Below are 25947 nucleotides of genomic sequence, written 5' to 3'. Positions count from 1 at the left end.
AGCGTGACGAGTTTTTTTCTATATTCTAAGAATTTTCTTTTGGGAGCATGGCGCTTGTCTCCCTGAGCCTCCCATACTGGGTCGCGGTGCCTGTCCCCTCGACCCATTCACCGGGATTATTCATTAACATATTGTAAAAAATACAAATCTTTTTCGTCCTCGATTGATAGATTCTTTGGTATTCGCAAATAAATGATGGGTTCATTATATTCAATGGGATCAAAAAACGATGAGCTTCCTGTAAATTGTGTAATTGTAAATTCATTTTTCATCATGGAAAGGTTGATTTCCTTTTGAGCAGCATTAGAATTAATCTCCAATTGATCGTTCAGTAATTCAAATTTAGGTGCAATGATTTGTTCAGTAAAATCCACCCTGCTGATATATAAGCCGCTTGTATAAGCGTACGCATCAATCATGCCATCATCTTGGTCTTTTTTTTCAATAAAAACTCTTGGAACCGAATTACCGTTCATCACCAGTTTTAAGCTTTCCTGATGATAGTCAAAACTGCTATGTTTAAGAAGATAATCATCATGAATTTCTGCATATCTTCCAGTGCTTAATTGCTTATCAAGTTCGATGCTTTTTTCCTTGATGTCATGTTCCGAAACAACTTCCTTCACACGATGCGTATCCCCAATGACAAAACCTGCAGCAGCAATGGAGATAAATAGAATTCCACAATAAATAAGAAGCAGCCAATACGTAAATTTAATCGTGACAAATTTTTTCCCTTTCATAATGATAGCAGCAATGACAACAATAAGGAAAATAATGATTGCTACCGGGAGTATCGTCAAAATCATTTTCTGACCTCCATTCGATTCAAAATACTAATCGAAGGTGCGAAAAACAGCACACTTGAAATCAAAACTTTTACTGTAAAAAGAATGAAGGTCGGCTCCAAAAAGTAAAACTCCAGTGTTTTGATTGCAATCGGTTCCTGCCCCATTATGCCATCGATAAACATCGAGCCAACAAGCAAAACAGGTATGGCTACAATAAAGAGCCTGCTCACTTGGACAAGCGTGCCAATGAAGTAACCGATGGAGCTGATAAAGAAAATATACTGTACGGCAGTCATGATACCAATCAGAAAATCTCGAATATGAAAAGGTTGACTGTAAAAATTTAGAAGCTGAAAGTCCAAAAAGAAAGAACCTATGATGATCAGAAGTCCCTTTGCCAGCATTGCCGTTACGCCGCCGATGACGCTTGCTAAAGCCAAATAGATGATATTCGAAAGACTGCTCGTTACCCGGTTGGTCACGAAGCTGAAATCAAAATACCTGTATGGTTTTGTTGTAATGGTTATCGCCGACACAAGTCCCCAAATCATTGTGAATGCAATTACCATATCAGCAGAAAAATATTTGATTGAGATGGAGATTCCGTCGCTATGGAATCCTTGCATCCCGACTCCTCCTAATGAAAAAAGAATCGCTAACAGCTGTATCCAAACTAGTGAACTGAAAGCATCAATATTGGCCTTTAACTTTAAAAGGAGCTGCTTCTTCACAATTTCTGAGGTCTTAACGGTTGAGAAAGACATCATCAATCCCCCTTTTGGTTTCACCAGTTAAATAGACGCATAGATCACTCGGACGTACAGTAGTGATTTCAATGTTATTTGCCTTTGCTTGCTGCAGCTCCTGTTCGGAGAAATCATTTTTAACTACTGCATACATTGAATGGGTACCTATCTGATTTTGGTAATAGACTTCTTTATCTTTCGTCAAGTGAATAACCGTTTCCTTCGCCCCTTTCAATCCAACAGCCCACTCCTTCAACTCTTCCATTGGTACATGCAGGTGGTTTTTTCCATCCTTAAGCAGCAGTACATCCTCTAAGAGATCCTCTATTTCTTCTAAATGGTGACTTGAAATGATAATCGTGCGCGGTTGTGCCAAATAGTCTTTTAGTAAGGCACGATAGAAATCCTTTCGAACGGCCGCATCCATTCCTGTTGTAGGTTCGTCAAAAATTGTTAACGGTGCCCGCGATGCCAGGCCAATGATGGCATTAAAGGTACTCGTTTTCCCTTTCGAAAGCTTGTTATGATAATGCTTTGGATCAAAGGAAAAATAATCAAACAGCCGTTTGGCAAGAGTCCTATCCCAATTTGGGTAAAAGCTTCCGGCAGCGTCGAGGATTTCATGAAGCTGCATTGGTGAAGGAAAGCTCATTTGATCATCAATAAAAATAGAATTCGCAGATACTAGTAAGCTATTAAATGGTTTTTTCGAAAATACAGTCAATTCACCTGACGTTTGTTTTATATAACCAGCGATTATTTTTAATAAGGTTGTTTTCCCAACCCCATTTCTCCCGATTAAACCAGTAATTTTATTGTCTTCAATGGAAAATGTGAGCTGATTTAATACCTTTTTTCTAAAATAGGTCTTCGTCAAATCTGTACATTCAATGATCTTCATGACTCTCCCCCCTCGGATTGTACATCCTTTATCATGGCAAGCAATTCCAAGTCATCGATATGCAGCCGTCTTGCTTCCAATACGACTTCTTCGATTAACCGCTTTAATGTTTGGTTCTTTCGCTTTTGAATGATCCGTTCTTTCGCATTTACTGAAACAAACATGCCAAGCCCCCTTTTTTTGTAAAGGATATTCTCATCTGCAAGCAGATTAAGTCCCTTTGCCGCGGTTGCCGGATTAATCGTGTACATTTCGGCTAATTGGTATTGAGAGTAGACCTTTTCATCTTCTTGAAAATGCCCGTTCATGATTTCCGTTTCCAGCCATTCGGCAATTTGAACATAAATAGGTTTCGTTCCATCAGTATTAAGAATTGTCACCACCTCCTGACATAGTACATTACTGTTGTAATGTACTATACTATATGTTGGAAAATATTTCAAGGTGCTGGGTGTAAAGAAATAAGAAATGGCCTGCAGCGTCTTATCTTCTGCAAGCCTTTTATGTGACAAACATATGTACATCGGTGTGACACAAGTATCTTTGGGAGGTCAAAAAAAAATTGACAAGTGCCGCTTGTCGCTTGTTAAGGGGAAGAGCGAAATATTGCTCTTTCCCTTTTTTGTTCACTCGGAATATATTCACTATAAGTAATAACAATTTAGATTCTTTGGTCAATAACTATCCTTTGATTTTGTATGAGTCCATTTTATGGAACCGAACTCTCCGTGAGGATGACTTTGTTGTTGAATTCTCCTTAATTCATTTTCTAGTTCTGAAAGTGATAATTCATATAACTGTTTATCATCCTTCTTATACACATTAAAGGCAATTAATTTATCGATTATTTTTTTTCGTTTTTTTTCCACACCTTCCCGAGAAAATTTCCCCATTTGAATCACTCCTTATTTAAAGTAATAATTTCTATTACTCCGACCATTTTGGCTATTAAAGCGCTTCTTTTTCAAACTATCCACCTGTACGATTTTTCCCTCATTTACAATAATGGTAATGGACCCATATTGAATATCTTTTAAAAGATTGGTAATCAGATTAACCTCTTGATTGCGAATACTCATTTATATTTAACCTTCCTTTCTATTACTCTTCCATATAATTAGCAGCCCCATTTCAAAATTTTTTTAAAAGAGGCCCATGATAGTTGTTTCATGTAAACTTTAAGCATGAACTTTTAAATGATCCTTCAAAAATTTCTTTGGTTTTTTTTGAAGGATCAATACTATTACTGCTGCAATTAAAAATAACAGTCCTGTTGTATAAAATATGGTTGGAATCGATGCAACACTACTTACGATACCGCCTAACACGGGGCCTATAATATTCCCTAAAAATTTGAAGCTTTGGTTATAGCCCATAACCTCTCCCTGTATTTCGATTGGTGTCTCATGACGAATGAATGCTATCGTAATAGGAATAATTCCACCTGAGGAAATACCGAATAAAATTCGCAATAAGATTAATTGCCAAAGGGAAGTGACAAATGCTTGCGGCACTACAAAAAATACACTAATAAATAGTAAAGTGGTTAAAACCTTTTCGTAACCAATATGATCGGCCAAATCCCCCCAGTAGCGAGTAAAGAAAAATGTCCCAACTCCTGTTGCACTAAACGTAATACCGGCAAGAAAGCTAACTTGCTGCGTATTAGTCAAAGCTGCTACATAGAGTGAAAGAAGTGGCTGAATACTAAAGTTCCCAATTTGAACTAATGTAGTCACTAGCATAATATTTAATAGTAAGCGGTGATGGAAAACGGCCATTACTATATTTTTTCGTGTGTATACAAGACTGCTCCTTGTTGTATTCATATCAGGTTCGTGAACACCTATCAAAAGAATAAAAGCAGCAATGATAATGATAATGGCTGTTAAAAGGAAGGTATAACCGAAACCAACAGCGTCCGCTAATAATCCACCAATGACCGGACCAAATAAAGTACCTCCAACACTTCCCATTTGTAATGTTCCAAGTGTTTTTCCAGCAACATTTTTCGCTGTATGTTTACTGACAAACGCATTGGAAGTTGAAATAAATCCAGCAACTATACCCATTAAGAGACGTAAGAAGAAAAGCTGATGTACATTTTCCACATAGTTCATGAAAAAAATACTTGCTGCCATTCCGAAACAGTTCATGAGCATGATTGGCTTGTAACCATACTTATCGGCAATTCGTCCCCATATAGGGGACATAATAAAGGCAGAAATAAAGGTTGCGCTAAAGCTCAGTCCTGCCCACTTTTGCACATAACTATTGGAAAAGCTGCCTAATGTCTCAATAAAAAGTGAGATAAAGGGCATAATCATCGTCATAGATGCGGCAACAATAAAATTTGTTATAAGCATAATACTGAAATTAAATTTGTTGTTCGACAAAACATCACATTCTTTCTAGCATCTTTCACTCCAGCATTACTCATTGGGAAGTTGTTTCCATCTTGAAAACCTTTTTTCTAATGCAACTAACCCTTGATTGACAATTAATCCTAATGCTGAAATAGTTAAAATACCTGCGTACATTTCAGGAATTTTAAAGTTAAATTGGGAATAAGTAATAAGGAAGCCTAAGCCTTCCTTTGCTCCAACCATTTCTGCTGCGATTAAAACTAAAATACAACCTGTTCCCGCCATACGAATCCCTGTAAACATTGTCGGAAAAGCTGCTGGTAATATCACTTTCACAAATAATTTAAAGGAAGATAGATTCATGGAACGTGCAGATTTAATCAGCAAAGGATCCACATTTTTCACAGCTGCAATCGTATTTAATAGAATGGGTATAAGGCAAGCAAGAAAAACAAGAGTGATTTTCGATGCTTCACCAATACCTAAAAATAAAATAAAAACCGGTAGCAAAGCTAATTTTGCTGTATTTCGAAATACTTCAAAGGTTGGATTTAATAAATCTCTTACTAACGGATACCAACCAATGAGTAAGCCAAGCGGAATTCCCAAGAGTAATGCTAAACCAAATCCAGCTAAGGAACGCTTTATGCTGGCCGTAAATTCCACCCATAAATCTCCTGAGATAATCAATTCCCACCAAGCCCTTATAACATCCGAAAATGGCGGGCAGAACGCTGGATTCATAATCCCGACGCGTGGTGTTATTTCCCATATCAATCCTAATATGATTAAAACAATTGACCGTTTAAAAAGCTTTAATATTCCTTGATAACCTGTAAACCTTAATGGTTTTTTCGATTGTTTTTGTTTATTTACCTCTTTTTCTATTTCTATCTCTGGTACTACTGATTCCATCAATAAATCCCTCCTTTCAAATATGCGGAACACCTAAAATTAGAGCAGCATGTAAAAGTTTCCCCATTTCATAAAGTGCTCTCACAAGTAACTACTAGTAAGTAGATCATCAGTGGGGGAATCAATTTCCTTTCACTAATGATAAAATTAATCTTAAAACCTACTAAAACGATTCACTTTTTATCAGTAACCCTATAATAATAGTAAGAATTAGGGCTAATAAAAAGTACTAAGATTATGGTGCTACATATACTTTTGAAAACTGATTTTTTGGACGTTTTAGCTCCAAATTTTCTCGTAATGTTTTACCCGTATACTCTTTTCGAAAAATACCACGTTCTTGCAGTTCAGGAATGACGTAATCGACAAAGTCATTTAAGCCTGCTGGGAATACGGGCGGCATGATATTAAATCCATCTGCTGCATCATGATCAAACCATTCTTGTAATTGATCTGCAATTTGTTCAGGTGTTCCAAATATTTCTCGGTGACCGCGGGCTCCTGCAATATGTTGATATAATTGACGAATGGTTAAGTTCTCACGTTCGGCAAGGTCCTTCACTAATTGGAATCGACTTTTATTCCCATTAATTTGCGAAATATCGGGTAGTTCAGGCAATGGTCCATCTACTGGGTAACCACTTAAATCAACACCTAAATTTCTAGATAATCTTGCTACACCTAGTGAGTCTGGAATTAAATCTAATAATTGTTGGCGTTTCGCTCTTGCTTCTTCTTCGGTTTGACCAACAATTGGATAAACCCCAGGCATAATTTTTAGTTCATCTGGATGTCTACCATACTTTTCCATACGTCCTTTCACATCACGATAGAATTCTTGTGCCTCTTCCAATGTTTGCCATGCTGTGAAAATCACTTCTGCTGTTCGTGCAGCTAATTCTTTCCCAGCTTCTGATGATCCTGCTTGCACTACTACTGGATGTCCTTGAACCGGACGGGCGATATTTAATGGACCTCCAACTGAAAGATACTTTCCTTCATAATTGAGGGTATGAACTTTATCGGCAACCGCATATTGACCAGTCTCTTGATTGAAAACAATGGCGTCATCTTCCCAGCTATCCCAAAGTTTTCTTACGACATCCACAAACTCATGTGCCCGTTCATAGCGTTTTTCATGCGGCAATTCATCTTTTTGACCAAAGTTACGGGCCGCTTCCTTACTTGCACTAGTTGTCACCACATTCCAGCCTGCCCGGCCATTACTTAAATGATCTAATGATGCAAATTTTCGTGCGACATTAAATGGTTCATTGTAAGTAGTGGACACCGTACCGACTAGCCCAATATTTTTTGTCACTGCAGCAATTCCTGATAATAACGTAAAGGGTTCAAAACGAACAGTAGACTCTTGTTCAAAAGCATTACTAGTTGTTCTGGCAGTTACCCCATCTGCTAAGAAGACCATATCAAATTTACCTCGCTCTGCAGTCAATACCTGTTCCTTGATATAATCAAAATTTAACACATGATCTGCTTTCGCATCTGGATGACGCCATGCCACCGCATGATGACCAGGCAGCATAAAGAATGCACCTAATTTCATTTGTTTTTTTGCCATATTACTCACTCCAATTTATCTTATTATTTTTATTAGTTTAGTATAAATTGATGTTAGAATTATTTAGCATACGAATTAAATTCATTTGTATATAAATCTTCCAATGTCACTTGACCTTCTTTTAATTGCCCGTCTTTTACTAAATAATCGACCCACACATCAAAATCTTCAGGTTGTATCACAGCACCTGTCGACTCTATTCCAAAACTCTTCCAATACTTAAGATTATTAGTTGTTTCATTATTATTACGTTCATTCACTATTTTTTCCAATCGTGCAATGACTTCCTCGCGAGGAGTTGATTTCGACCACTCGACCGCTTTTGCAACTCCATTAACAAAAGTTTTTACTGTATTTGGATTTTCTTTTATATATTCCTCAGCAAAGGAATAAGTCCCTGCCCCAAATGGACCTCCATATATTTCTAAATCATTCGTTAATTCCAGTATTCCACCTTTCTCTAGGGCTCGATCTTTGGAAAGCTCGGATAATCTCACAGCATCTACTTGTTTACTTCTTAAAATTTGCTCTGCATTCGCTGTTGGGATTACGACTAATTGCACTTGTTCAATTTCTTTTTCCGTTAAACCATTATCGCGTAAATATTGTACAAGAAAGAATTCCGCCTGGGCCCCTAAAGTATTGACCCCAACTTTCTTACCTATTAAATCTTTAGCTGATTTAATTCCACTTTCCTCAAGTACAAACAATCCACCCCTAGTCTCTTCATTAACACCGTAAGAGTTAACAACTGATTTTATTTTTACCCCTTCTGCAATGGATTTAATAACTGCCCCGGTAAATGCATTACCAAAATCTATTTGTTTTGTTGCTGTTAGCTGGATATCTTCAGGACCTCCAGAAGTACTCCCAGTATTTTCTAACTTTATATCTTCTAAATAGCCTAGATCCTCTGCAAGTTCTGCAATTTCCACACTACCTGCTGCACCGCTATATTGCAAAACCTTATCTTCTTCTTTACTATCAGATGTGTTTTTTGTAGCTGTTTTCGTATCGTTTGAGCAACCTGCTAAAATACTGCCTGCTAATGCTGTTATTAAAATAAAGGATCCTAATTTTTTCACTTTTTTCATCATTCTATCTCCTCGTATATCACACTGTTTGTGACTGCTTTTTTATTTGGATTAACGACCTTGGTAAAATATATCTAAAACTTAAACAGTTCTTTTGTTATCAGGATAAATCTTATTTATCCTATTTTGTTAGTGGGAATTAGAGCATAAAAAATATTCGCTATTATTATAGTACTGCTATTTCTTTCGAAAATTGATTTTCTGGACGTTTTAGTTCCAAGTTTTCTCGCAATGTTGTACCTGTGTATTCTTCTCGGAAAAGACCACGTTTTTGTAACTCAGGAATGACGTAATCGACAAAATCATTTAAACCTGTTGGGAACACTGGAGGCATAATATTAAAGCCATCCGCTGCACCATGATCAAACCATTCTTGTAATTGATCTGCAATTTGTTCAGGCGTTCCAATAATTTCTCGATGCCCACGCGCTCCTGCAATATTTTGATATAATTGACGAATGGTTAAGTTCTCGCGTTCTGCAAGATCCTTAACTAATTGAAAACGACTCTTAATACCATTTATTTGCGAAATATCTGGTAATTCCGGTAATGGTCCATCCAATGGGTATCCACTTAAATCAATATTAAATTGTCTAGATAATCTGGCTACACCTAATGACTCTGGTATAAAATCTAATAATTGTTGACGTTTCGCTTCGGCTTCTTCTAATGTTTGACCAACGATTGGATAAACACCAGGCATAATTTTTAGTTCATCTGGATTTCTACCATACTTCGCCATACGTCCTTTTACATCACGATAGAAATCTTGCGCTTCTTCTAATGTTTGCCACGCTGTAAATATAACTTCTGCTGTACGTGCTGCTAATTCTTTTCCAGCTTCCGATGATCCTGCTTGAACTACAACTGGATGACCTTGAACCGGCCGGGCAATATTTAACGGCCCTCCGACTGACAGATACTTTCCTTCATAATTGAGGGTATGAACTTTAGAGGCATCCGCATATTGTCCAGCCTCCTGATTGAAAACAATTGCGTCATCTTCCCAGCTATCCCAAAGTTGTTTTACGACATCTACAAACTCATGTGCTCGTTCATAGCGTTGCGCATGTAATGGTTCCTCTTTCAATCCGAAGTTACTTGCTGCTTCTTTCCCACCACTTGTTACAACATTCCAACCTGCACGCCCGTAACTTAAATGATCTAGCGAAGCAAATTGTCGCGCTAAATTAAATGGTTCATTATAAGTGGTGGACACTGTTCCAACAAGCCCAATATTTTTAGTCACTGCTGCAAGTCCTGACAATAACGTAAAAGGTTCAAATCGACCACCACTAGCCTCTTGTTCAAACGCTTTACTTGTTGCTCCAGCAGCTACTCCATCAGATAAGAAAATCATATCGAGCTTACCACGTTCAGCAGTTAAAGCTTGCTCTTTTATAAAATCAAAACTTAATAAATGCTCTGCTTTTGCATCAGGATGTCGCCATGCCACAGCATGATGTCCCGGTAAGCTGAAAAATGCCCCTAATTTCATTAGTTTTTTTGTCATTTTATTCACTCCTATTTACTTTATTATTTCCTTATAACATTCATCTGAGAAAAACGCATTTGACTCTTTTTCCTTCCCTAATAAATCTCCTCTGGTTTACACGGATTGTGACTGCTTTTTAGATGGATTAACGGGTATTTTAAGTCCAAGATTTTCTCGTAAGGTTGTTCCTTCATACTCTGTACGGAATAAACCTCTTCGCTGTAGTTCTGGAATAACCAATTCTACGATATCATTAAAGCCTTCTGGAAAAGTCGGTGGCATAATATTAAAACCGTCTGCTCCTTCATTTAAGAACCATTCCTCTAATTGATCGACAATTTGTTCTGGTGTGCCAACGATTTCCCTGTGACCTCGTGCCCCTGCAATATGCTCATATACTTCGCGTAAGGTTTGTAAATTTTCTCGTTCTGCAATCCGACGAATAATGTTTGAACGAATTTGTGGGTTCGTTTTATCTTCTAGTTCACCGCTGCTTTTAGGAAGTGGTGCATCCACATCGTAACCGGTTAAATCTACACCAATGAAGTTCGATAAATAAGCTAGACCCACTTCTGGTAAAATATAGCTATTTAATTCTTTCCGTTTGGCAATTGCTTCTTCTTCAGTTTCTGCGACTGTGATAAACACACCTGGCATAATTTTCAGATCTTCTGGGTTACGGCCATATTTCGCCAAACGTCCCTTTACATCACTATAGAATTCTTGCGTTTCCTCTAGTGTTTGCCAAGCTGTAAAAATCACTTCTGCTGTTTTTGCAGCCAGCTCTTTCCCTGCTTCTGATGAACCCGCTTGGACAATCACTGGATGACCTTGCGGTGTTGATGGAGAATCTAACGTTCCTTGTACTTTTAACCATTTGCCTTCATGATTAACGGGATGTACTTTTTCTAAATCTATAAATTTACTATTTTCCTTATCATTAACGATTGCCTCATCTTCTACAGTGAACCATAGCTGTTTCACCACATTGACAAATTCCTCAGCACGTTCATAACGGTCGGCATGTGCCAAATGCTTATCTTTTCCAAATAGAAGGGCTTCCCGACCATTAGCTGATGTCACTACATTCCAAGCGGCCCGCCCTTTTGATAGATGATCAATAGCGCTAAACTTACGCGCCACATGGAATGGTTCATTATAAGTGGTTGTCACTGTCGCCGTTAATCCGATGTTTTTTGTTACTGCTGCTAGCGCAGAAATCAAAATCACGGGGTCTAATCTTAATCCATTTCCAGAATTCCCTTTCATCTCAGATCCGAATACATCGGCAAAAAAGATCGTATCGAATTTTGCTTGCTCTGCCTTTTTTGCTATATTAGTCAAATAGTCTAAGTCAAAAATGCTTTCTGTGTCAGTTGAAGGATACCGCCAACTTGCTAAGTGTTGCCCTGGTAATTTAATAAATAATCCTAACTTTAACTGTCTTTTCGTCATTAAAACCACTCCTATGTAATTAGTTGGTATTATAATTAAAAAGAGATAAGCTATTGTTAATGTGTAACGGCTTCTTTCGAAAATTGATTTTCTGGACGCTGCAGTTCCAAGTTTTCTCGCAATGTTGTACCTGTGTATTCTTCACGGAAAAGACCACGCTTTTGTAGCTCAGGAATGACGTAATCGACAAAATCATTTAAGCCTGTTGGGAACACTGGAGGCATAATATTAAAGCCATCCGCTGCACCATGATCAAACCAGTCTTCTAATTGATCTGCGATTTGTTCAGGCGTTCCAATAATTTCACGATGTCCACGCGCTCCAGCAATATTTTGATATAATTGACGAATGGTTAAGTTCTCGCGTTCTGCAAGATCCTTCAATAATTGGAATCGACTTTTCCCACCATTAATTTGTGATACATCTGGTAATTCTGGTAATGGTCCATCCACTGGGTAACCAGCTAAGTCTACACCCAATTGTCTAGATAATCTGGCTACACCTAATGACTCTGGTATTAAATCTAATAATTGTTGACGTTTCGTTTCGGCTTCTTCTAATGTTTGACCAACGATTGGATAAACACCAGGCATAATTTTTAGTTCATCTGGATTTCTTCCATACTTCGCCATACGTCCTTTTACATCACGATAGAAATCTTGCGCTTCTTCTAATGTTTGCCACGCTGTAAAAATAACTTCCGCTGTACGTGCTGCTAATTCTTTTCCAGCTTCCGATGATCCTGCTTGAACTACAACTGGATGACCTTGAACCGGCCGGGCAATATTTAGCGGCCCTCCGACTGACAGATACTTTCCTTCATAATTGAGGGTATGAACTTTAGAGGCATCCGCATATTGTCCAGTCTCCTGATTGAAAACAATTGCGTTATCTTCCCAGCTATCCCAAAGTTGTTTTACGACATCTACAAACTCATGTGCTCGTTCATAGCGTTGCGCATGTAATGGTTCCTCTTTCAATCCAAAGTTACTTGCTGCTTCTTTCCCACCACTTGTTACAACATTCCAACCTGCACGCCCGTTGCTTAGATGGTCCAACGAAGCAAATTTCCGTGCTACATTAAATGGTTCATTATAGGTTGTGGACACAGTGCCAACAATCCCAATATTTTTTGTCACCGCTGCTATTGCTGACAATAAAGTAAAAGGTTCGAATGGAACACTAGACGATTGTCCAAACACTTTACTTTCGGCCCCGGCCGCTACACCATCTGCCAAGAAAACCATATCGAACTTACCACGTTCTGCCGTTAGCGCTTGCTCCTTGATAAAATCAAAATTTAACACATGATCTGCTTTCGCATCGGGATGCCGCCATGCTACCGCATGATGTCCTGGCAACATAAAGAATGCCCCTAATTTCATTTGTTTTTTCGCCATATTACACCACTCCAATTTATCTTATTTTTTTAGTCGGAATTGGCACAAGAATAGAAAATATTTTGTCTTTTCTATGCATTTGGTTGTTGCCTCCATCTTGAGAATCTTCTTTCTAACGAAGTTAATCCCAGATTTACGAGTAAGCCCAATAGTGAAATGGTTATAATACCCGCATACATTTTAGGAATTTCGTAATTATATTGAGCAGATGTGATTAAATAACCTAAGCCCGCTTTAGCACCAATCATTTCAGCGGCCATTAAAACTAAAATACAACCAGTCCCTGCCATACGAATCCCAACAAAAATAGTTGGCAACGCTGCTGGTAAAATGACTTTCGTAAATAATTTATACGAAGATACATTCATGGAACGCGCTGATTTAATCAGTAATGGATCCACATTTTTCACACCTGCTATGGTTTGTAAAAGAATTTCAGCTGTGCATGAGTAAAAAACAATCGCAATTTTCGATGCTTCACCAATCCCAAGTAATAACATGAATACTGGTAATAACGCTAATGTCGCTGTATTTCGATAAACTTCAAATGTTGGATTCAATAATTCTCTAGCTAATGGATACCAACCAATAAGTAAACCAAGCGGAATACCAACCAATAAGGCTAAAAGAAATCCATAAATGGAACGCGAAATACTTGTTGAAAAATGTGTCCATAATTCTCCTGTGACAATCATTTCCCCCCAGGCTTTCAATGCGTCCGAAAGAGGTGGTAAGTACTCTGGATTGACCATTCCAATTCGCGGGGCGATTTCCCAGAGTAATATTAATCCGACCAACACAATGGATTGTTTGAATAACTTTTGTAATACCTGGAAAATAGAAAGCCATGTAGTTTTCGTTTGATTTTTTTTTCCTATTTTTATTTCTCGTGCGATTGTTTCCATCCATCATCCCTCCTTTAAATATTTGCACCTAGAAATTCAGGTTCATGTAACAAGCTCCAGACTTCATGACGTGCTCTGACAAATTCAGGATTCGAATGGATATCTGCATCTTCTAATCGATTCTTTAATGAAATATCAACAATTTTCCTCACTGATCCAGGATTTGGTGATAAAACCACTACCCGTTGACCAAGGTACACGGCTTCATCGATACCGTGCGTAATAAAAATAATGGTTTTACCGGTTTTCTTCCAAATTCGCAGTAGTTCACTTTGTAGAGTTTCACGTGTTTGAGCATCTAGTGCCGCAAACGGTTCATCCAATAAAAGTACATCTGGATTAAAAGCAAGACTTCTGGCAATCGCCACCCTCTGCTTCATCCCACCTGATAATTCATGGGGATATCGATCCGCGAATTTTATCAATCCAACTAAATCTAAATAATAATCGCCTTTTTCTTTCCATTCCCTCTTAGAAATTCCTTTCGCCTCTAACCCAAATTCAATATTTCCACGAGCGGTTTTCCATGGGAATAATGCATATTGTTGAAAAACGGTTCCCCGATCTAAACCAGGTCCAGTAATTTCTTTCCCCTCAATTAATATGCGGCCGCGAGTTGGTTTGGTTAAACCACCTAGTAAATCTAGAAGCGTCGATTTACCGCATCCACTTGGTCCAACAAGTGTTATAAATTCTCCTTCATTTACTACAAAATTAATATCCTCTATCGCAGTAAATGTTTTTGTACTTCTTTTTTTCGTTTCATCACGTATTGCAAATGTTTTTGTGACATGTTCAAATCTTATTTTCTCAAGAGCTGACATTAACTACACTCCAATCTTTTATCTAATTATTCTTATTTAAATACTTGGTTTTATATGCGATTACATCTTTGATTTATCACTTAAGAATCGGTTTTGTGAATAAAAAAGGCTCACACTTTCAGTTCAAGACTGAAATCATGTGAGCCACTTGGAAGTCCAGTAGGCCTTATCAATTCCTAAAATGTTACTAATTCTAATCCTTTTGATGACTTTTTAAAGAATAAACATTATTAATCACTTATTCAAATCTTTTTCGCGTCATTTATCCACTCCAATCTGATCTTTCACTTTACATATATGATTATTCATTTTTAAATACAAGCCCTTTTTTATGATATAAAAAGGGCTCACACTTTCAGTTCAAGACTGAAATCATGTGAGCCTCTTGGTAGTCCAGTGGGCAAATTCGAATAATCAATAATCTTTTTTTATATGTAAAGTTTTTGTTTATCAAAAATTTAATTCCTACAAAAACTATAGCTTTAATTTATCACATAATTCCGAATTGTCAACTGTGTTTTATAAAAAATTTTCAATTTTACTATTCCTTTCATTCTGAATCTAAAGAAGGTGTCGTTCATGATGATTGTCATGAATTCAATCTTTTTTTATCTTAATAGATTGGGATCCTAAACGATCTGTTTTTTTATTCTGTACATTATTATTGACTTGTCTATGTCATTACTGTTAATATTCCATTTAAATGTGGGCTAAATATTTTCCATACTAAAGAAAGTCATCTCTCATAATAAAGAAAATTTATTCATATCGACCGGACTACCGGAGATTCATTACACCCCAATGTGTAATTGAATCTCTTTTTTTTATTTCTGAAAGGGGGAAATTGTATAATTAGGAATTTAGTTATTGTTAAAACCATGTATTATGATGAGTATGAACTATTAGTCCACTTTCATCTATAGAAGTTACATAAGTAATAATCACTGTATTGAAGTCTTTAAATCTAATAAATATGAGGAGGAAACGCTTATGAAATATCGTAGATTAGGTGGTACAGGTCTTAGAGTTAGTGAAATTAGTCTTGGAAGTTGGTTAACTTACGGTGGTTATGTTGATAGTGAAAATGCTATTAATACGATTCATAAAGCTTATGACCGTGGAATTAACTTTTTTGATACAGCAAACGTTTATATGCGTGGGGAAGCGGAAAAAGTTGTCGGTCAAGCGATCAAATCTTTTCCAAGAGAATCATATGTATTAGCAACCAAAGTATTTAATCCAATGGGAGAAGGACCAAATGATCGGGGTTTATCGCGTAAACACATTATTGAACAAGCAAATGCAAGCTTAACACGCCTTGATGTTGATTACATTGACATTTATTATTGCCACCGTTATGACTCAGAGACCCCACTTGAAGAGACGCTTCGAGCCCTAGATGATCTCATTCGACAAGGAAAAGTACTCTATGTTGGTGTAAGTGAATGGACAGCTGAACAAATAACCGAAGCCGTGCACCTTGCAGATCAGAATCTTTTGGATAGAATTGTTGTAAACCAGCCTCAATACAATATGTTTCATCGGAAGATTGAAAATGAGATCATTCCGGTCAGCTTAAAGCATGGGATTGGTCAGGTTGTCTGGTCACCTTTAGCACAAGGCGTTCTAACTGGAAAATATAAAAAAGGAGCACAGCCACCTGAAGGAAGCCGGGCTACAACTAACAATAAATCGATTGATAGACATTTAATCGAGGAAAATCTAGTGAAGGTTGAACAGTTAACAAAGCTTGCTAACGAGTTAGGTATTACTACAGCACAGCTTGCCATTGCCTGGATTTTACGAGAGCCAAATATTTCAAGTGCTCTTGTCGGTGCCAGCATACCTGAACAAATTGAAGAAAACGTGAAGGCTTCTGATGTAACGCTTGATCAGAACACACTTAACAAAATCGAAGAAATATTAAACTGAGTTGTACAATAAGCAAATGTTACCCAAAAGATGGAATTAATTTAATTCATTTTTATAATTTCGACTTGACTTATCGGATTAATAAACTTAAGATATGACTAAAGTTTCTGATTATTTAAGCGCCGACTAGACTGCTAGAGGCTGTCTTAATCAATTTTTGATTAGGCAGCCTCTTTATTTTTTTAAGATAAGCGTATTTAAGCCGAAACTTTTTCAATAAACATATATAAAAGGAGTTGTATTCATGTCAAATATTGTTATCATTTCTGGAAGTCCTACACAACCCTCAAGAAGTTATGCGATTGCATCCTATCTGAATAAATTATTGTCCACTCAAGGCCACCAAATAGAACAGATTAATGTTCGAGATTTACCACCTGAGGATCTTATTTATGCGAACTTTAATAGCCCAGCTGTCAACCAAGCTTTAGAAAAGGTCAAACAGGCACATGCACTGATTGTCATTAGTCCCGTATATAAAGCTAGCTATACAGGTGTATTAAAAACATTTTTTGACTTAATCCCGGAGAAAGGCTTGGCTGAAAAAGTCATTCTTCCGATTGCGAATGGCGGTTCTATTGCTCACCTATTATCTTTAGAATATTCTTTTAAACCACTATTCTCAATTTTAGGCAGCCAAGAAATCTTATCCGGAGTTTACTTACTTGAGTCTCAATTTTCGTATAAAGAAAACGAATTGACCTTTATCGAATCCGAACTAGAAAAAAGAATCCAGACAGCAATAGAGAATCTATTAGCTAAATTAAAAGAAATCGAACCATCATTATAATTTAAGGGAAAGAGCAAAATTTTGCTCCTTCCCTTTATATGTATATTAGTTTTTTAATAATTTAATTAATAAATTGAACAATATATCTCCCTTATAAGGTTATTCAATAGCTTTTGATTCGGTTAATTTTCAAAGGTTTTTGCATTTTGCTGCAGTTGATCCCATTGTTGAAGAAAAATCTCGGGTGCTTAGGGAGGACTATAGAAATATCCTTGTACGTGCGTACACGGTTTCTTTCGCAACACATTCTTTTGCTGCACTGTTTCTACTCCTTCTGCAATAACATCAAGCTTCAAGTGCTGCTCCATCGAAATGATGGTAGAGACAATCGTATCATTCTGCTCATTTTCTGTTAGGTCCCTGATAAACGATCGATCAATCTTCAGTAGGTCAATCGGAAGATGCTTTAGTTAATTAAGGGAAGAATTCCCTGTCCCAAAGTCATCGATGGCAATTTTGCATCCTAATTTCTTTAATACAGCTGTCTCTTTAAAAAAATAAGGCACAGAAAAGTTGTATAAATACAACATCCCTATGCCTTTGGGTGACCAATCGGACGTTTCTTTGGATCAATCTGTCTTTATTTAATTAAAGTTATAATAAAAAAGGAAGCATATTAATCAAGTGGGTTTAATCTGTTTTTTAGAATATTTTAATTTTATTCAGTGTTCTGGCAATTCTTATAATGGCAATTAATCATTAGAAGAGTGATAGAAAACATTATTGGAATTATAAAACCTATAGAATTGATTATTTGATTTGTGTCAAAGAATTTCCGTTCAATGTAAGTAAATAAGTGAATTTTATTTACTCACTTTTTAAGTCTACATTGGTACTACACCAGAAATCTTCCTTGATGGATAATAGCAATGTCACCCTTATGGCGCAAAACATTGAAAAATCCCTTCAAAAAATAGGTGCAGATTATCATATCAAGTAAATAGACAAATCTTCTCAACAAAGTTTTGATGTGCCTTATAAATTATCAAGAGGACTATACTTTGATGGTGTCATTTTACGGAAGATTTAACAAAGATTATGCCACTTTCATAAATCAAAAAATTAATAATTTAATCTTTTTTTACGGGTTATTCTCCTTCGTATGATTTCGACAGTGTTTGGTTCAGCTTTAGTAATGCCGGTTATAAAATAACGGAGTATCTGATTCAAAAAGGCCATAAACAAATTGGCTTTATTGGAAACAGCAAGATTTGGCGTGATAAAGAAAAAACTCTTGCCATAAAAACGGCATTAGAAGATTATCAACTGTAAATCCATGATGAGTTATTTTTTGATTTGACAGAGCAATCGCCTGAGAAAATAAAGAGCTTAATTACTCAAAAAAAATTACCTTCTGCATTTATCTGTAATAATGATTTTACTGCAATTGAATTAATGAATATTCTATTTGAGAATCATATTAAAGTTCCCAATAACCTTTCGATTGTTAGTAGTGGAAATACTGAAATGTCTAAGTTATCCAACCCAAAATTTACAACATTTGATTTAAATATTGAATATGCCAGCGAAGTGGTCGTTTCCACATTAATGAAAAGAATGGATCAGCAAGATAAGCCTTATGAAAATATTGCAATATTACTAAATTAATAGAAAGGGATTCCGTAAAGAGCTATTAATTGAAGGAAAGGAGAAATAAGTATTGAGGTATGCTATATTATTTGATTTTATAAAAAAACATAAATTTACTTATTTGCTTGGGATCCTGTTTATGTTCCTAGCTTCCTACATTCAGACACTATTTCCAAAGGTACTAGGGCAAACCATTGATATTATGAAAATCAATGGTTTCGAAAAAAACGCAGTTTTTACAAATTTACTGTATATCCTTATGATTGCAATTGGAACCCTCATATTCACTTTTTTATGGAGAATCATTATCTTTGGTAATTCACGAAAACTTGAGAGTTATCTCAGAGAAAAAATATTCAGACATTTCTTAATTTTACCTACCCAATTTTACAGTCAAAGAAAAACGGGTGATCTTTTAGCATATTCCATTAATGATATTTCTGCTGTTCGAAATATATTTGGTCCTGCATTAGCCTTGTCCGTCAACAGTATCGTGGTTTGCGTAGCTACCATCTTTTTTATGGTGACGACGATCGATTTAAAGCTATCAGTGTTAACTTTATCTTCTTTTCCGATTATTATCATTTTTATCTTATGGATTGGTCAAGAAATCCATATCCAATTCAAAATCGTTCAGGAAAACTTTGCTGCTATTTCCGATAGAGTACAAGAGAATATATACGGGATTAGGGTTATAAAATCATTTGTGCAAGAGGATAAGGAGATATGTAATTTTAATCAGTTAAATAATAACATGATGGATTCAACCATAAAAATGGTTAGAACTTCATCCTTTCTTTCCCCTGTTATTGAAATTTGTTTTAGTTTTAGTTTTGTATTTAGTCTCATTTACGGTGGAAACTTGGTATTAAACGGCACAATTTCGTTAGGAGATTTTATTGCGTTCAATACATATTTAACCATGATTGTTCATCCTGTCGTTTCAATCGGAAGGATTGTCAATTTAGCGCAGCAAGGGTTGGCTTCTCTCGATCGATTAATTGAAATATTTAACGTTAAACCTTTTTTCGATAAAAAGAATTCAATAAACCAACTAACTGAAGGCAATATAGAATTTAGAAACCTAAGTTTTTGTTATCCCAATTCTACAAAAACAGTATTAGAAAATATTAATTTGAAAGTTCCTAATGGCCAAACACATGGAATCATAGGGAAAACAGGCTCAGGGAAAAGTACCTTAGCCAATCTTTTATTTAAACTTTATGACATAGAATATGGAAAAATATTTCTAAATGGTAAGGATATCAACGAGTATTCTATGCAAGGTATACGAAACCATTTTAGTTATGTGCCTCAAGATACGTTTTTATTTTCTACTAGTATTAAGAATAATATCATTTTCTTTAAAGATATTTATTCTGACGAAGAAATTGAAAAAGCCTCTCAAGATAGCAACATATATGACAGTGTCATCCGTTTTCCGGATCAATTCAATACATTGGTTGGAGAACGTGGAGTCAATCTTTCAGGGGGGCAGAAACAGCGCTTAGCCATTGCCAGATCTATTATCAAGGACCCCTCCCTTTTAATCTTAGACGATGCACTTTCAGCCGTTGACGCAGTGACTGAGGCACAAATCCTTAAAACGTTAAAAACGATTAGAAAAGGAAAAACAACCTTAATCATTTCCCACAGGATATCTGCCATAGCTGATGCTGATCAGATTATTGTCATGGAAAACGGCCGAATATGTGAACAGGGCAATCACAGAAAACTTCTCGAAAAAGGCGGGGTATATTATGAGATTTACAAAGATCAAACCAAAGATCAAAAAAAATCTTGATGATCAAAAAACCATAAAAACCAATAGTATACAAGAACTTGTAAAATTGGCCTTGCCATACAAAAGAAAAATATTGCTCGCATGTGTTTGTGCTCTTCTCGTCAATGCCTCAGCGTTGCTCCAACCCTATATTTTAAAATTGGTGATCGATGATTTCTTAATAAATGGTGTCGTACAAACCGGTTTTTATTCAATTATTTCCATGGGTATCTTGTATTTGTTTTTATCCTTTTTGGGAGGATTCTCTTCTTTCGCTCAAGTAAACCTGATGAATAGCGCAGGTCAAAAAATTGTAACCGACCTCCGCAACAGGGTGTTTAAAACAATCCAACTGCTTCCTTTATCCTATTTAGATAAAAACTCATCAGGCAGACTAATTACAAGATCCACTAATGATATTAATGATATAAGCAATTTGTATACAGATGTCATTATGAATCTATTTAAAGATGTAATTTTGCTTATCGGAATCGTTTATGTGATGTTGTCACTCAATTTAGAACTAACCATGATTTCGATGCTGGTTATTCCAATAATGGTATTTTTATTATTATTGATGAGACAACATATCCGAAAATCTTTTTTATCGATGAAACATTATATCGGAAAACTTAATGGATTTATTGCCGAATCAATTTCCGGAATGAAAATTATTCAGATATTTAATGCCGAAAAAGAAAAAGAAGAAGAGTTTTTAGAGCTGAATAACACTTATACAAAGACAACGTTACTGCAAACAAGAATTAATAGTATAATGAGGCCTGCTTCTGATTTATTTCAAAATTTAGCGATTGCCTCTTTGATCTGGTATAGTGTTGATAAAATATTTAATCATACTCTTCAAATAGGAGTACTGTATGCTTTTACTACGTATATTAAACAATTTTTTGCTCCTGTCTCTGACCTGGCCGATAAATACAGCAGTATACAATCGGCTCTAGTATCTACTGAAAGAGTTTTTGATCTTCTAAAACAAAAAGACTCCTTAGAAGATTTAGATCGAGGAGTAAGCAAAAATCGTTTTAAAGGAAGTATAGAATTCAAAAATGTTTGGTTTTCCTATAATAATAAAGATTGGGTTTTAAAAAATGTTAGCTTCAAAATTGACAGTGGACAGATGGCTGCCTTTGTTGGAGAAACAGGTGCTGGAAAATCAACGATTATTTGCTTGATCAACGGCTTTTATAAAGTTCAAAAAGGAAAAATATTAATAGACGGTGTGGACATTAATACGATAAAACTGAAAGATATAAGAAAAAATATATCTGTCATCCTTCAAGATGTCTTTTTATTTTCTGGCACTATCAAGAGTAATATTACCTTGAATGATCCAATTGATGACAAGGTGATTGAAAATGCCGTAAAAGTTGCCTGTGTCGATCGTTTTATTAATGATTTTCCAAATCATCTCAATGAACCTGTTTTGGAAAGAGGAAATACTCTTTCTGCAGGCCAACGACAGCTCATTTCTTTTGCTAGAGCGATCGTTCATGACCCTTCCGTTTTAGTTCTGGACGAAGCTACGGCTAATATAGATACTTATACAGAAAAGTTAATCCAGCAGGCAATCGAAAATATATCCAAAAATCGTACTACACTCATCATCGCCCATAGACTTTCTACAATTCAGAACGCAGATGTCATTTTTGTCATGAAACATGGTGAAATTATTGAATTTGGTAATGACTTGGAATTAAATTTATTAAATGGCTACTACAAAAAAATGCTCGAGGAATCAGAGTTAACGAAAAATCAGGTATATTATACTTCATAATTTTTTCTACTTACGAGGAAATAAGAAAAGACAGGTCACTTATCTATTGCCCCTCTCGATCTTTCATTCTTATATATATAACTTAGATATTTTCTTATCAATTGAAAAAACCAGAATGAAATGTTCCATTCTGGTTTTTAGCCTTGCTACTAATGCCATCTTAACCATACCCTTACATGGTGTCTCTTTGTTTTATGCCATTTTATAAAATATACCTCAAATCTCATCAATTAAATGAATAAGTCACCCTTTCACTGAATCGATTAATCTTCAGAACTGTTATCATTCGGATGTAAGCTTTCAAATTTATTAACTTTTGCCCCTTCCGGTATTGGAACTTTTCCATTGAGCAATGGATCATTCGTTTCCTTCATCCACTTGTCTAATTTCTCAGACATTTCGTGAATATCAATATATTGGGAATTTTCAAATATATTGTTTCTTTCCCCAGGATCCAGTGCTAAGTCAAAAAGCATCTCTCGATCTAAGATTTTATCAAGCAATCCGTATTCAATCACATGATCCTTTCCCCGCCCCGCATCGATATTAGAATGAACTGTAAGGTTGTGTTCATCATATCTACGGAAATATTTATACTGATTCGTTCGTACGCATCGTTTCGGTTCATACTCCGCGTGATAGGTTACTTCACTAAAAATTTCGTTACGTATCATTTCTGATTCCCCATTCAAAATCGGTACCATTGAATGATCCTGCAGCCAATCAGGCTGTTCCAATCCAGTTAAATTACATAATGTAGGAAATAGATCTAGATGCGATACCAACGCATTCATCCATCACCTTCGCTGAAGCTATAAATGTTGCCATTTCCCTGCGATTCCGTTCATTGTCAGCCATTGCGGTTGAACGAACTTTAACAGCCCAGTCATCAACCAAGCTTTAGGAAAGATCAAACAAGCACATTCGGTGATTGTTATCTATCCGGAGTTTACTTAATTAATAGTCAGTTTTCGTACAAAGAGAACTAATTGACCTTCATCGAACCTGAACTAGAAAATAGAATTCAGACAGCAATTGAAGCGCTACTAGCTATATTAAATGAAATAGAACCTTCTTTATAATTTAAGGGAAAGAGCGAAATCTTGCTCTTTCCCCTTCCCTTTTTTAATATATTAGTTTTTTTATTAAATTAAATAATAGATTTGACACTATTCCTCCCTTCTACTAAGGTGTTGGCCGGTCGTTTTAAACCTAAATTCTCTCTTAACGTCTTACCCGTATACTCGACTCGGAACAATCCGCGTTTTTGTAGAATCGGAATCACAAGATCAACAAAGTCATCCAACCCTCCTGGAAAATAAGGCGGCATTACATTAAATCCGTCTGCTGCCTCATTTTCATACCATTCTTGCATTTGATCAGATATTTGCTCAGGTGTCCCTTTGATTTCACGATGTCCTCGAGCACCTGCAATCTGTTGGTATAGTTGACGGATCGTTAAGCCTTCCCGGTCAGCCTTATCCTTTAATAGCTGAAAACGACTTTTTCCCGCATTCACATTTTCTACTGTTACATCCGGAAATGGACCATCAACATCATAACCGGATAAGTCAAAACCAATCATTCTCGATAAAAGAGCAACCCCTGCTTCTTCCGGTATCAAGTTATTCAGAAGCTTTTGATTTTCTACCGCTTCTTCTTCCGTTCTACCAATGACCGGATATATACCCGGCATAATTTTTAGTTCTTCTGGTGAACGTCCATATTTAGCCATTCTTCCTTTTAAATCACGGTAAAATTCTTTTGCTTCCTCAAGTGTTTGCCAGGCTGTGAAAACCACCTCGGCCGTGCGGGCTGCAAGCTCCTTTCCCGCTTCGGAAGCACCTGCTTCTACCACAACCGGATGACCCTGGATTGGACGGGCAATGTTTAATGGACCAGCAACAGAGAACCATTCCCCATTATGGTTAATCTCATGCATTTTGGAGGAGTCGGCAAATTTGGCTGATTCCTTATCGAAAACAAGCGTATCATCTTCCCAGCTATCCCAAAGTTTTTTGACTACATCGACAAACTCTTCAGCACGTTGATAGCGTGTTGAGTGTAAAAGCTGCTTTTTTAAATTGAAGTTACGGGCCTCTTCTTCCTGATAAGATGTTACTACATTCCAGGCTGCCCTCCCGTTGCTCAAATGATCTAGTGACGCAAATCTTCTTGCCACATGAAAAGGTTCATTATAGGTGGTCGAAACCGTTCCTACGAGTCCAATATGCTCAGTTACTGTTGAGAGAGCAGATAATAATGTAAAAGGCTCAAAGGAGGTATTCACACTTTGCTCTAGTGCCGTTTTATCTGTAAACTTGACTGCGGAGTGATCCGCAAGGAAAAGCATATCAAATTTTCCACGTTCAGCCGTTTGGGCTAATTTTTTAATAAACTGAAAATTCATCACCTGATCAGCCCCCGCCTCTGGATGCCGCCAAGCACCAATCTGATGTCCAGGTATCTGAAAAAAGACTCCTAATTTCATTTCCCCATTTCGTTTTGTCATTCCAATCCCCTCATCCTTCTATTTTATTTAATCATTCGTTACTTACGAATTCCTGTATCTTCCGCTAATTTTATTAATGCATTGGTTTCCATTTCAACTTCTTTCGTAAAATCAGCCGAATTTAGATAGGCAGGGTCAAGCTTAATTTTTTCTAATTGCTGTAAAAATGTTTCATCCTTTTCCATCTTTTCTACAGCCTGCTCCCATTTTTGAATAATTTCATCAGGTGTATCTGCAGGGAATGATAATCCAGTCCACCATTTGATTGTTAATCCTTCCAATCCAGCCTCTTCCGTTGTTGGAACATCCGGAAAAAGAGGGCTTCGTTCAGGCGATTGAACTGCCAATAATTTAATCTTTCCTGCTTCTACAAGCGGTGCCAGCTCCCCAACTGTATGAATGGCCAATACAACATGTCCTCCTGCTAACTTTGCGGCCGAGTCAGAGGTACCTTCAGATGACACCATTTGTGTTTTATTAAAATCGACTCCAAGTGATTCAAACCATTGTGCAGCAACAAAGGATGAAAAGCCGGCAGGACCGACACTTGCCCATGTTAATTTTTCAGGATTCTTCTTAACCCATTCTGAAAACTCTTCAAATGTATCCCACTCAGCATCAGCCTTCACTGCATAAGCAGGTGTTCCAGCAGCAATACGAGCTGCAAATTTATTTTCCTTATTCGTGATAACAGGGTTAGCCGTTCCTGCTTCATACATAGTAGTGGTCGATACGTTGTTAGCTAGAACTGTATAGCCATCAGGTTTAGCTTCTTTTAAAGCATATTGGGCACCAATGATTCCCCCACCGCCTGGTTTGTTTGTCACGACAATCGGCTGTCCCCACTCTTTACTTAAATAGTCAGCCACAGAACGAGCCGCCAAATCGACTCCACCGCCAGCTGCAAAAGGTACAACTAACTCTATTTGTCTAATTGGATAATCAGTGCCTTTCTTTTGTTCGCCTCCTTCTTTCTTTTCTGTACTGGTCACAGAGTTTGTTGTACATCCCGTAAGAAAGATCCCCATTAATAACAGTACTGCAATCGATAATGTGAAAAGCTTTTTCATC

General features: G+C 36.6%; 23 protein-coding genes and 1 pseudogene. 5 read left to right on the top strand and 19 right to left on the bottom strand.

The features are described from left to right. Positions 1-116: 116 nt before the first annotated feature. The 15 genes from R4Z09_RS14575 to R4Z09_RS14505 all read right to left on the bottom strand — a co-directional run bounded on the left by R4Z09_RS14575 (position 117) and on the right by R4Z09_RS14505 (position 14474). Complete coding sequence (locus tag R4Z09_RS14575) at positions 117-809, bottom strand: hypothetical protein (protein ID WP_338452980.1); 693 nt, start codon at positions 807-809, stop codon at positions 117-119. Further along, positions 806-1558, bottom strand: a complete 753-nt coding sequence (locus R4Z09_RS14570; RefSeq protein WP_338452979.1) for a hypothetical protein — start codon at positions 1556-1558, stop codon at positions 806-808. The genes R4Z09_RS14575 and R4Z09_RS14570 overlap by 4 nt, the downstream gene beginning before the upstream one ends. After that, positions 1536-2438 carry an ABC transporter ATP-binding protein gene (locus R4Z09_RS14565; protein WP_338452978.1) on the bottom strand — a complete coding sequence of 301 codons (903 nt, stop codon included), beginning with the start codon at positions 2436-2438 and terminating at the stop codon, positions 1536-1538. Before R4Z09_RS14565 ends, R4Z09_RS14570 begins: the two co-directional genes overlap by 23 nt. Further along, the gene (locus R4Z09_RS14560) at positions 2435-2818 is read right to left on the bottom strand and encodes a GntR family transcriptional regulator (protein ID WP_338452977.1); all 384 of its coding nucleotides are present in this window, start codon (positions 2816-2818) and stop codon (positions 2435-2437) included. The genes R4Z09_RS14565 and R4Z09_RS14560 overlap by 4 nt, the downstream gene beginning before the upstream one ends. 294 nt (positions 2819-3112) lie before the next feature. After that, the gene (locus R4Z09_RS14555) at positions 3113-3331 is read right to left on the bottom strand and encodes a Fur-regulated basic protein FbpA (protein WP_338452976.1); all 219 of its coding nucleotides are present in this window, start codon (positions 3329-3331) and stop codon (positions 3113-3115) included. A 12-nt stretch (positions 3332-3343) separates the two neighbouring features. After that, positions 3344-3517, bottom strand: a complete 174-nt coding sequence (locus R4Z09_RS14550; protein ID WP_338452975.1) for a YezD family protein — start codon at positions 3515-3517, stop codon at positions 3344-3346. Between the two features lie 99 nt (positions 3518-3616). Continuing rightward, positions 3617-4834 (bottom strand): MFS transporter, encoded by a 1218-nt coding sequence (locus R4Z09_RS14545; protein ID WP_338452974.1) that lies wholly within the window; start codon positions 4832-4834, stop codon positions 3617-3619. A gap of 36 nt (positions 4835-4870) precedes the next feature. After that, on the bottom strand, positions 4871-5719 hold the full coding sequence (locus R4Z09_RS14540) for an ABC transporter permease (RefSeq protein ID WP_338452973.1): 849 nt from the start codon (positions 5717-5719) through the stop codon (positions 4871-4873). A gap of 235 nt (positions 5720-5954) precedes the next feature. Next, the gene (locus R4Z09_RS14535; RefSeq protein WP_338452972.1) at positions 5955-7301 is read right to left on the bottom strand and encodes an LLM class flavin-dependent oxidoreductase; all 1347 of its coding nucleotides are present in this window, start codon (positions 7299-7301) and stop codon (positions 5955-5957) included. Between the two features lie 59 nt (positions 7302-7360). Beyond that, positions 7361-8395, bottom strand: coding sequence for an ABC transporter substrate-binding protein (locus tag R4Z09_RS14530; protein ID WP_338452971.1), 1035 nt, complete (start codon positions 8393-8395; stop codon positions 7361-7363). Between the two features lie 166 nt (positions 8396-8561). Next, positions 8562-9908: an LLM class flavin-dependent oxidoreductase gene (locus R4Z09_RS14525; RefSeq protein WP_338452970.1), complete on the bottom strand. Its 1347-nt coding sequence runs from the start codon at positions 9906-9908 to the stop codon at positions 8562-8564. 96 nt (positions 9909-10004) lie between these two features. Next, positions 10005-11345: an LLM class flavin-dependent oxidoreductase gene (locus R4Z09_RS14520; protein ID WP_338452969.1), complete on the bottom strand. Its 1341-nt coding sequence runs from the start codon at positions 11343-11345 to the stop codon at positions 10005-10007. A 56-nt stretch (positions 11346-11401) separates the two neighbouring features. Further along, positions 11402-12745, bottom strand: a complete 1344-nt coding sequence (locus tag R4Z09_RS14515; protein WP_338452968.1) for an LLM class flavin-dependent oxidoreductase — start codon at positions 12743-12745, stop codon at positions 11402-11404. A gap of 71 nt (positions 12746-12816) precedes the next feature. Beyond that, positions 12817-13650, bottom strand: a complete 834-nt coding sequence (locus R4Z09_RS14510) for an ABC transporter permease (RefSeq protein ID WP_338452967.1) — start codon at positions 13648-13650, stop codon at positions 12817-12819. A gap of 14 nt (positions 13651-13664) precedes the next feature. Next, positions 13665-14474 (bottom strand): ABC transporter ATP-binding protein, encoded by an 810-nt coding sequence (locus R4Z09_RS14505; RefSeq protein ID WP_338452966.1) that lies wholly within the window; start codon positions 14472-14474, stop codon positions 13665-13667. A gap of 990 nt (positions 14475-15464) precedes the next feature. Between R4Z09_RS14505 and R4Z09_RS14500 the strand changes: the two genes are divergently transcribed. Both R4Z09_RS14500 and ssuE read left to right on the top strand, forming a co-directional pair. Continuing rightward, positions 15465-16406 carry an aldo/keto reductase family protein gene (locus R4Z09_RS14500; protein ID WP_338452965.1) on the top strand — a complete coding sequence of 314 codons (942 nt, stop codon included), beginning with the start codon at positions 15465-15467 and terminating at the stop codon, positions 16404-16406. A 244-nt stretch (positions 16407-16650) separates the two neighbouring features. Further along, positions 16651-17196 carry an NADPH-dependent FMN reductase gene (gene ssuE, locus R4Z09_RS14495; protein ID WP_338452964.1) on the top strand — a complete coding sequence of 182 codons (546 nt, stop codon included), beginning with the start codon at positions 16651-16653 and terminating at the stop codon, positions 17194-17196. A 188-nt stretch (positions 17197-17384) separates the two neighbouring features. On the opposite strand, the pseudogene R4Z09_RS14490 reads toward ssuE, so the two are convergent. After that, positions 17385-17594: pseudogene (locus R4Z09_RS14490) on the bottom strand (EAL domain-containing protein); the annotation flags it as partial. Between the two features lie 898 nt (positions 17595-18492). Between R4Z09_RS14490 and R4Z09_RS14485 the strand changes: the two are divergent. The 3 genes from R4Z09_RS14485 to R4Z09_RS14475 are packed head-to-tail and all read left to right on the top strand — an operon-like array spanning position 18493 to position 22364. Next, positions 18493-18804, top strand: a complete 312-nt coding sequence (locus R4Z09_RS14485) for a substrate-binding domain-containing protein (protein WP_338452963.1) — start codon at positions 18493-18495, stop codon at positions 18802-18804. A gap of 52 nt (positions 18805-18856) precedes the next feature. Further along, positions 18857-20590 (top strand): ABC transporter ATP-binding protein, encoded by a 1734-nt coding sequence (locus tag R4Z09_RS14480; protein ID WP_338452962.1) that lies wholly within the window; start codon positions 18857-18859, stop codon positions 20588-20590. Continuing rightward, entirely contained in the window at positions 20547-22364 is a 1818-nt protein-coding gene (locus tag R4Z09_RS14475; protein WP_338452961.1) for an ABC transporter ATP-binding protein, read from the top strand. Before R4Z09_RS14480 ends, R4Z09_RS14475 begins: the two co-directional genes overlap by 44 nt. Before the next feature lie 263 nt (positions 22365-22627). Here R4Z09_RS14475 and R4Z09_RS14470 read toward each other — a convergent pair whose 3' ends face one another. The 3 genes from R4Z09_RS14470 to R4Z09_RS14460 all read right to left on the bottom strand — a co-directional run bounded on the left by R4Z09_RS14470 (position 22628) and on the right by R4Z09_RS14460 (position 25946). Beyond that, positions 22628-23158 carry a sulfatase/phosphatase domain-containing protein gene (locus R4Z09_RS14470; protein WP_338452960.1) on the bottom strand — a complete coding sequence of 177 codons (531 nt, stop codon included), beginning with the start codon at positions 23156-23158 and terminating at the stop codon, positions 22628-22630. A 356-nt stretch (positions 23159-23514) separates the two neighbouring features. Then, entirely contained in the window at positions 23515-24876 is a 1362-nt protein-coding gene (locus R4Z09_RS14465; RefSeq protein ID WP_338452959.1) for an LLM class flavin-dependent oxidoreductase, read from the bottom strand. A gap of 38 nt (positions 24877-24914) precedes the next feature. Next, on the bottom strand, positions 24915-25946 hold the full coding sequence (locus R4Z09_RS14460) for a tripartite tricarboxylate transporter substrate binding protein (protein ID WP_338452958.1): 1032 nt from the start codon (positions 25944-25946) through the stop codon (positions 24915-24917). Between the last annotated feature and the right edge of the window lies 1 nt (position 25947).

The sequence above is a fragment of the Niallia oryzisoli genome, assembly GCF_036670025.1.
GTDB lineage: Bacteria > Bacillota > Bacilli > Bacillales > Cytobacillaceae > Bacillus_BD > Bacillus_BD oryzisoli.
Note: the sequence above shows the minus strand (reverse complement) of the source record. Positions and strands in the feature narration are given on the sequence as shown.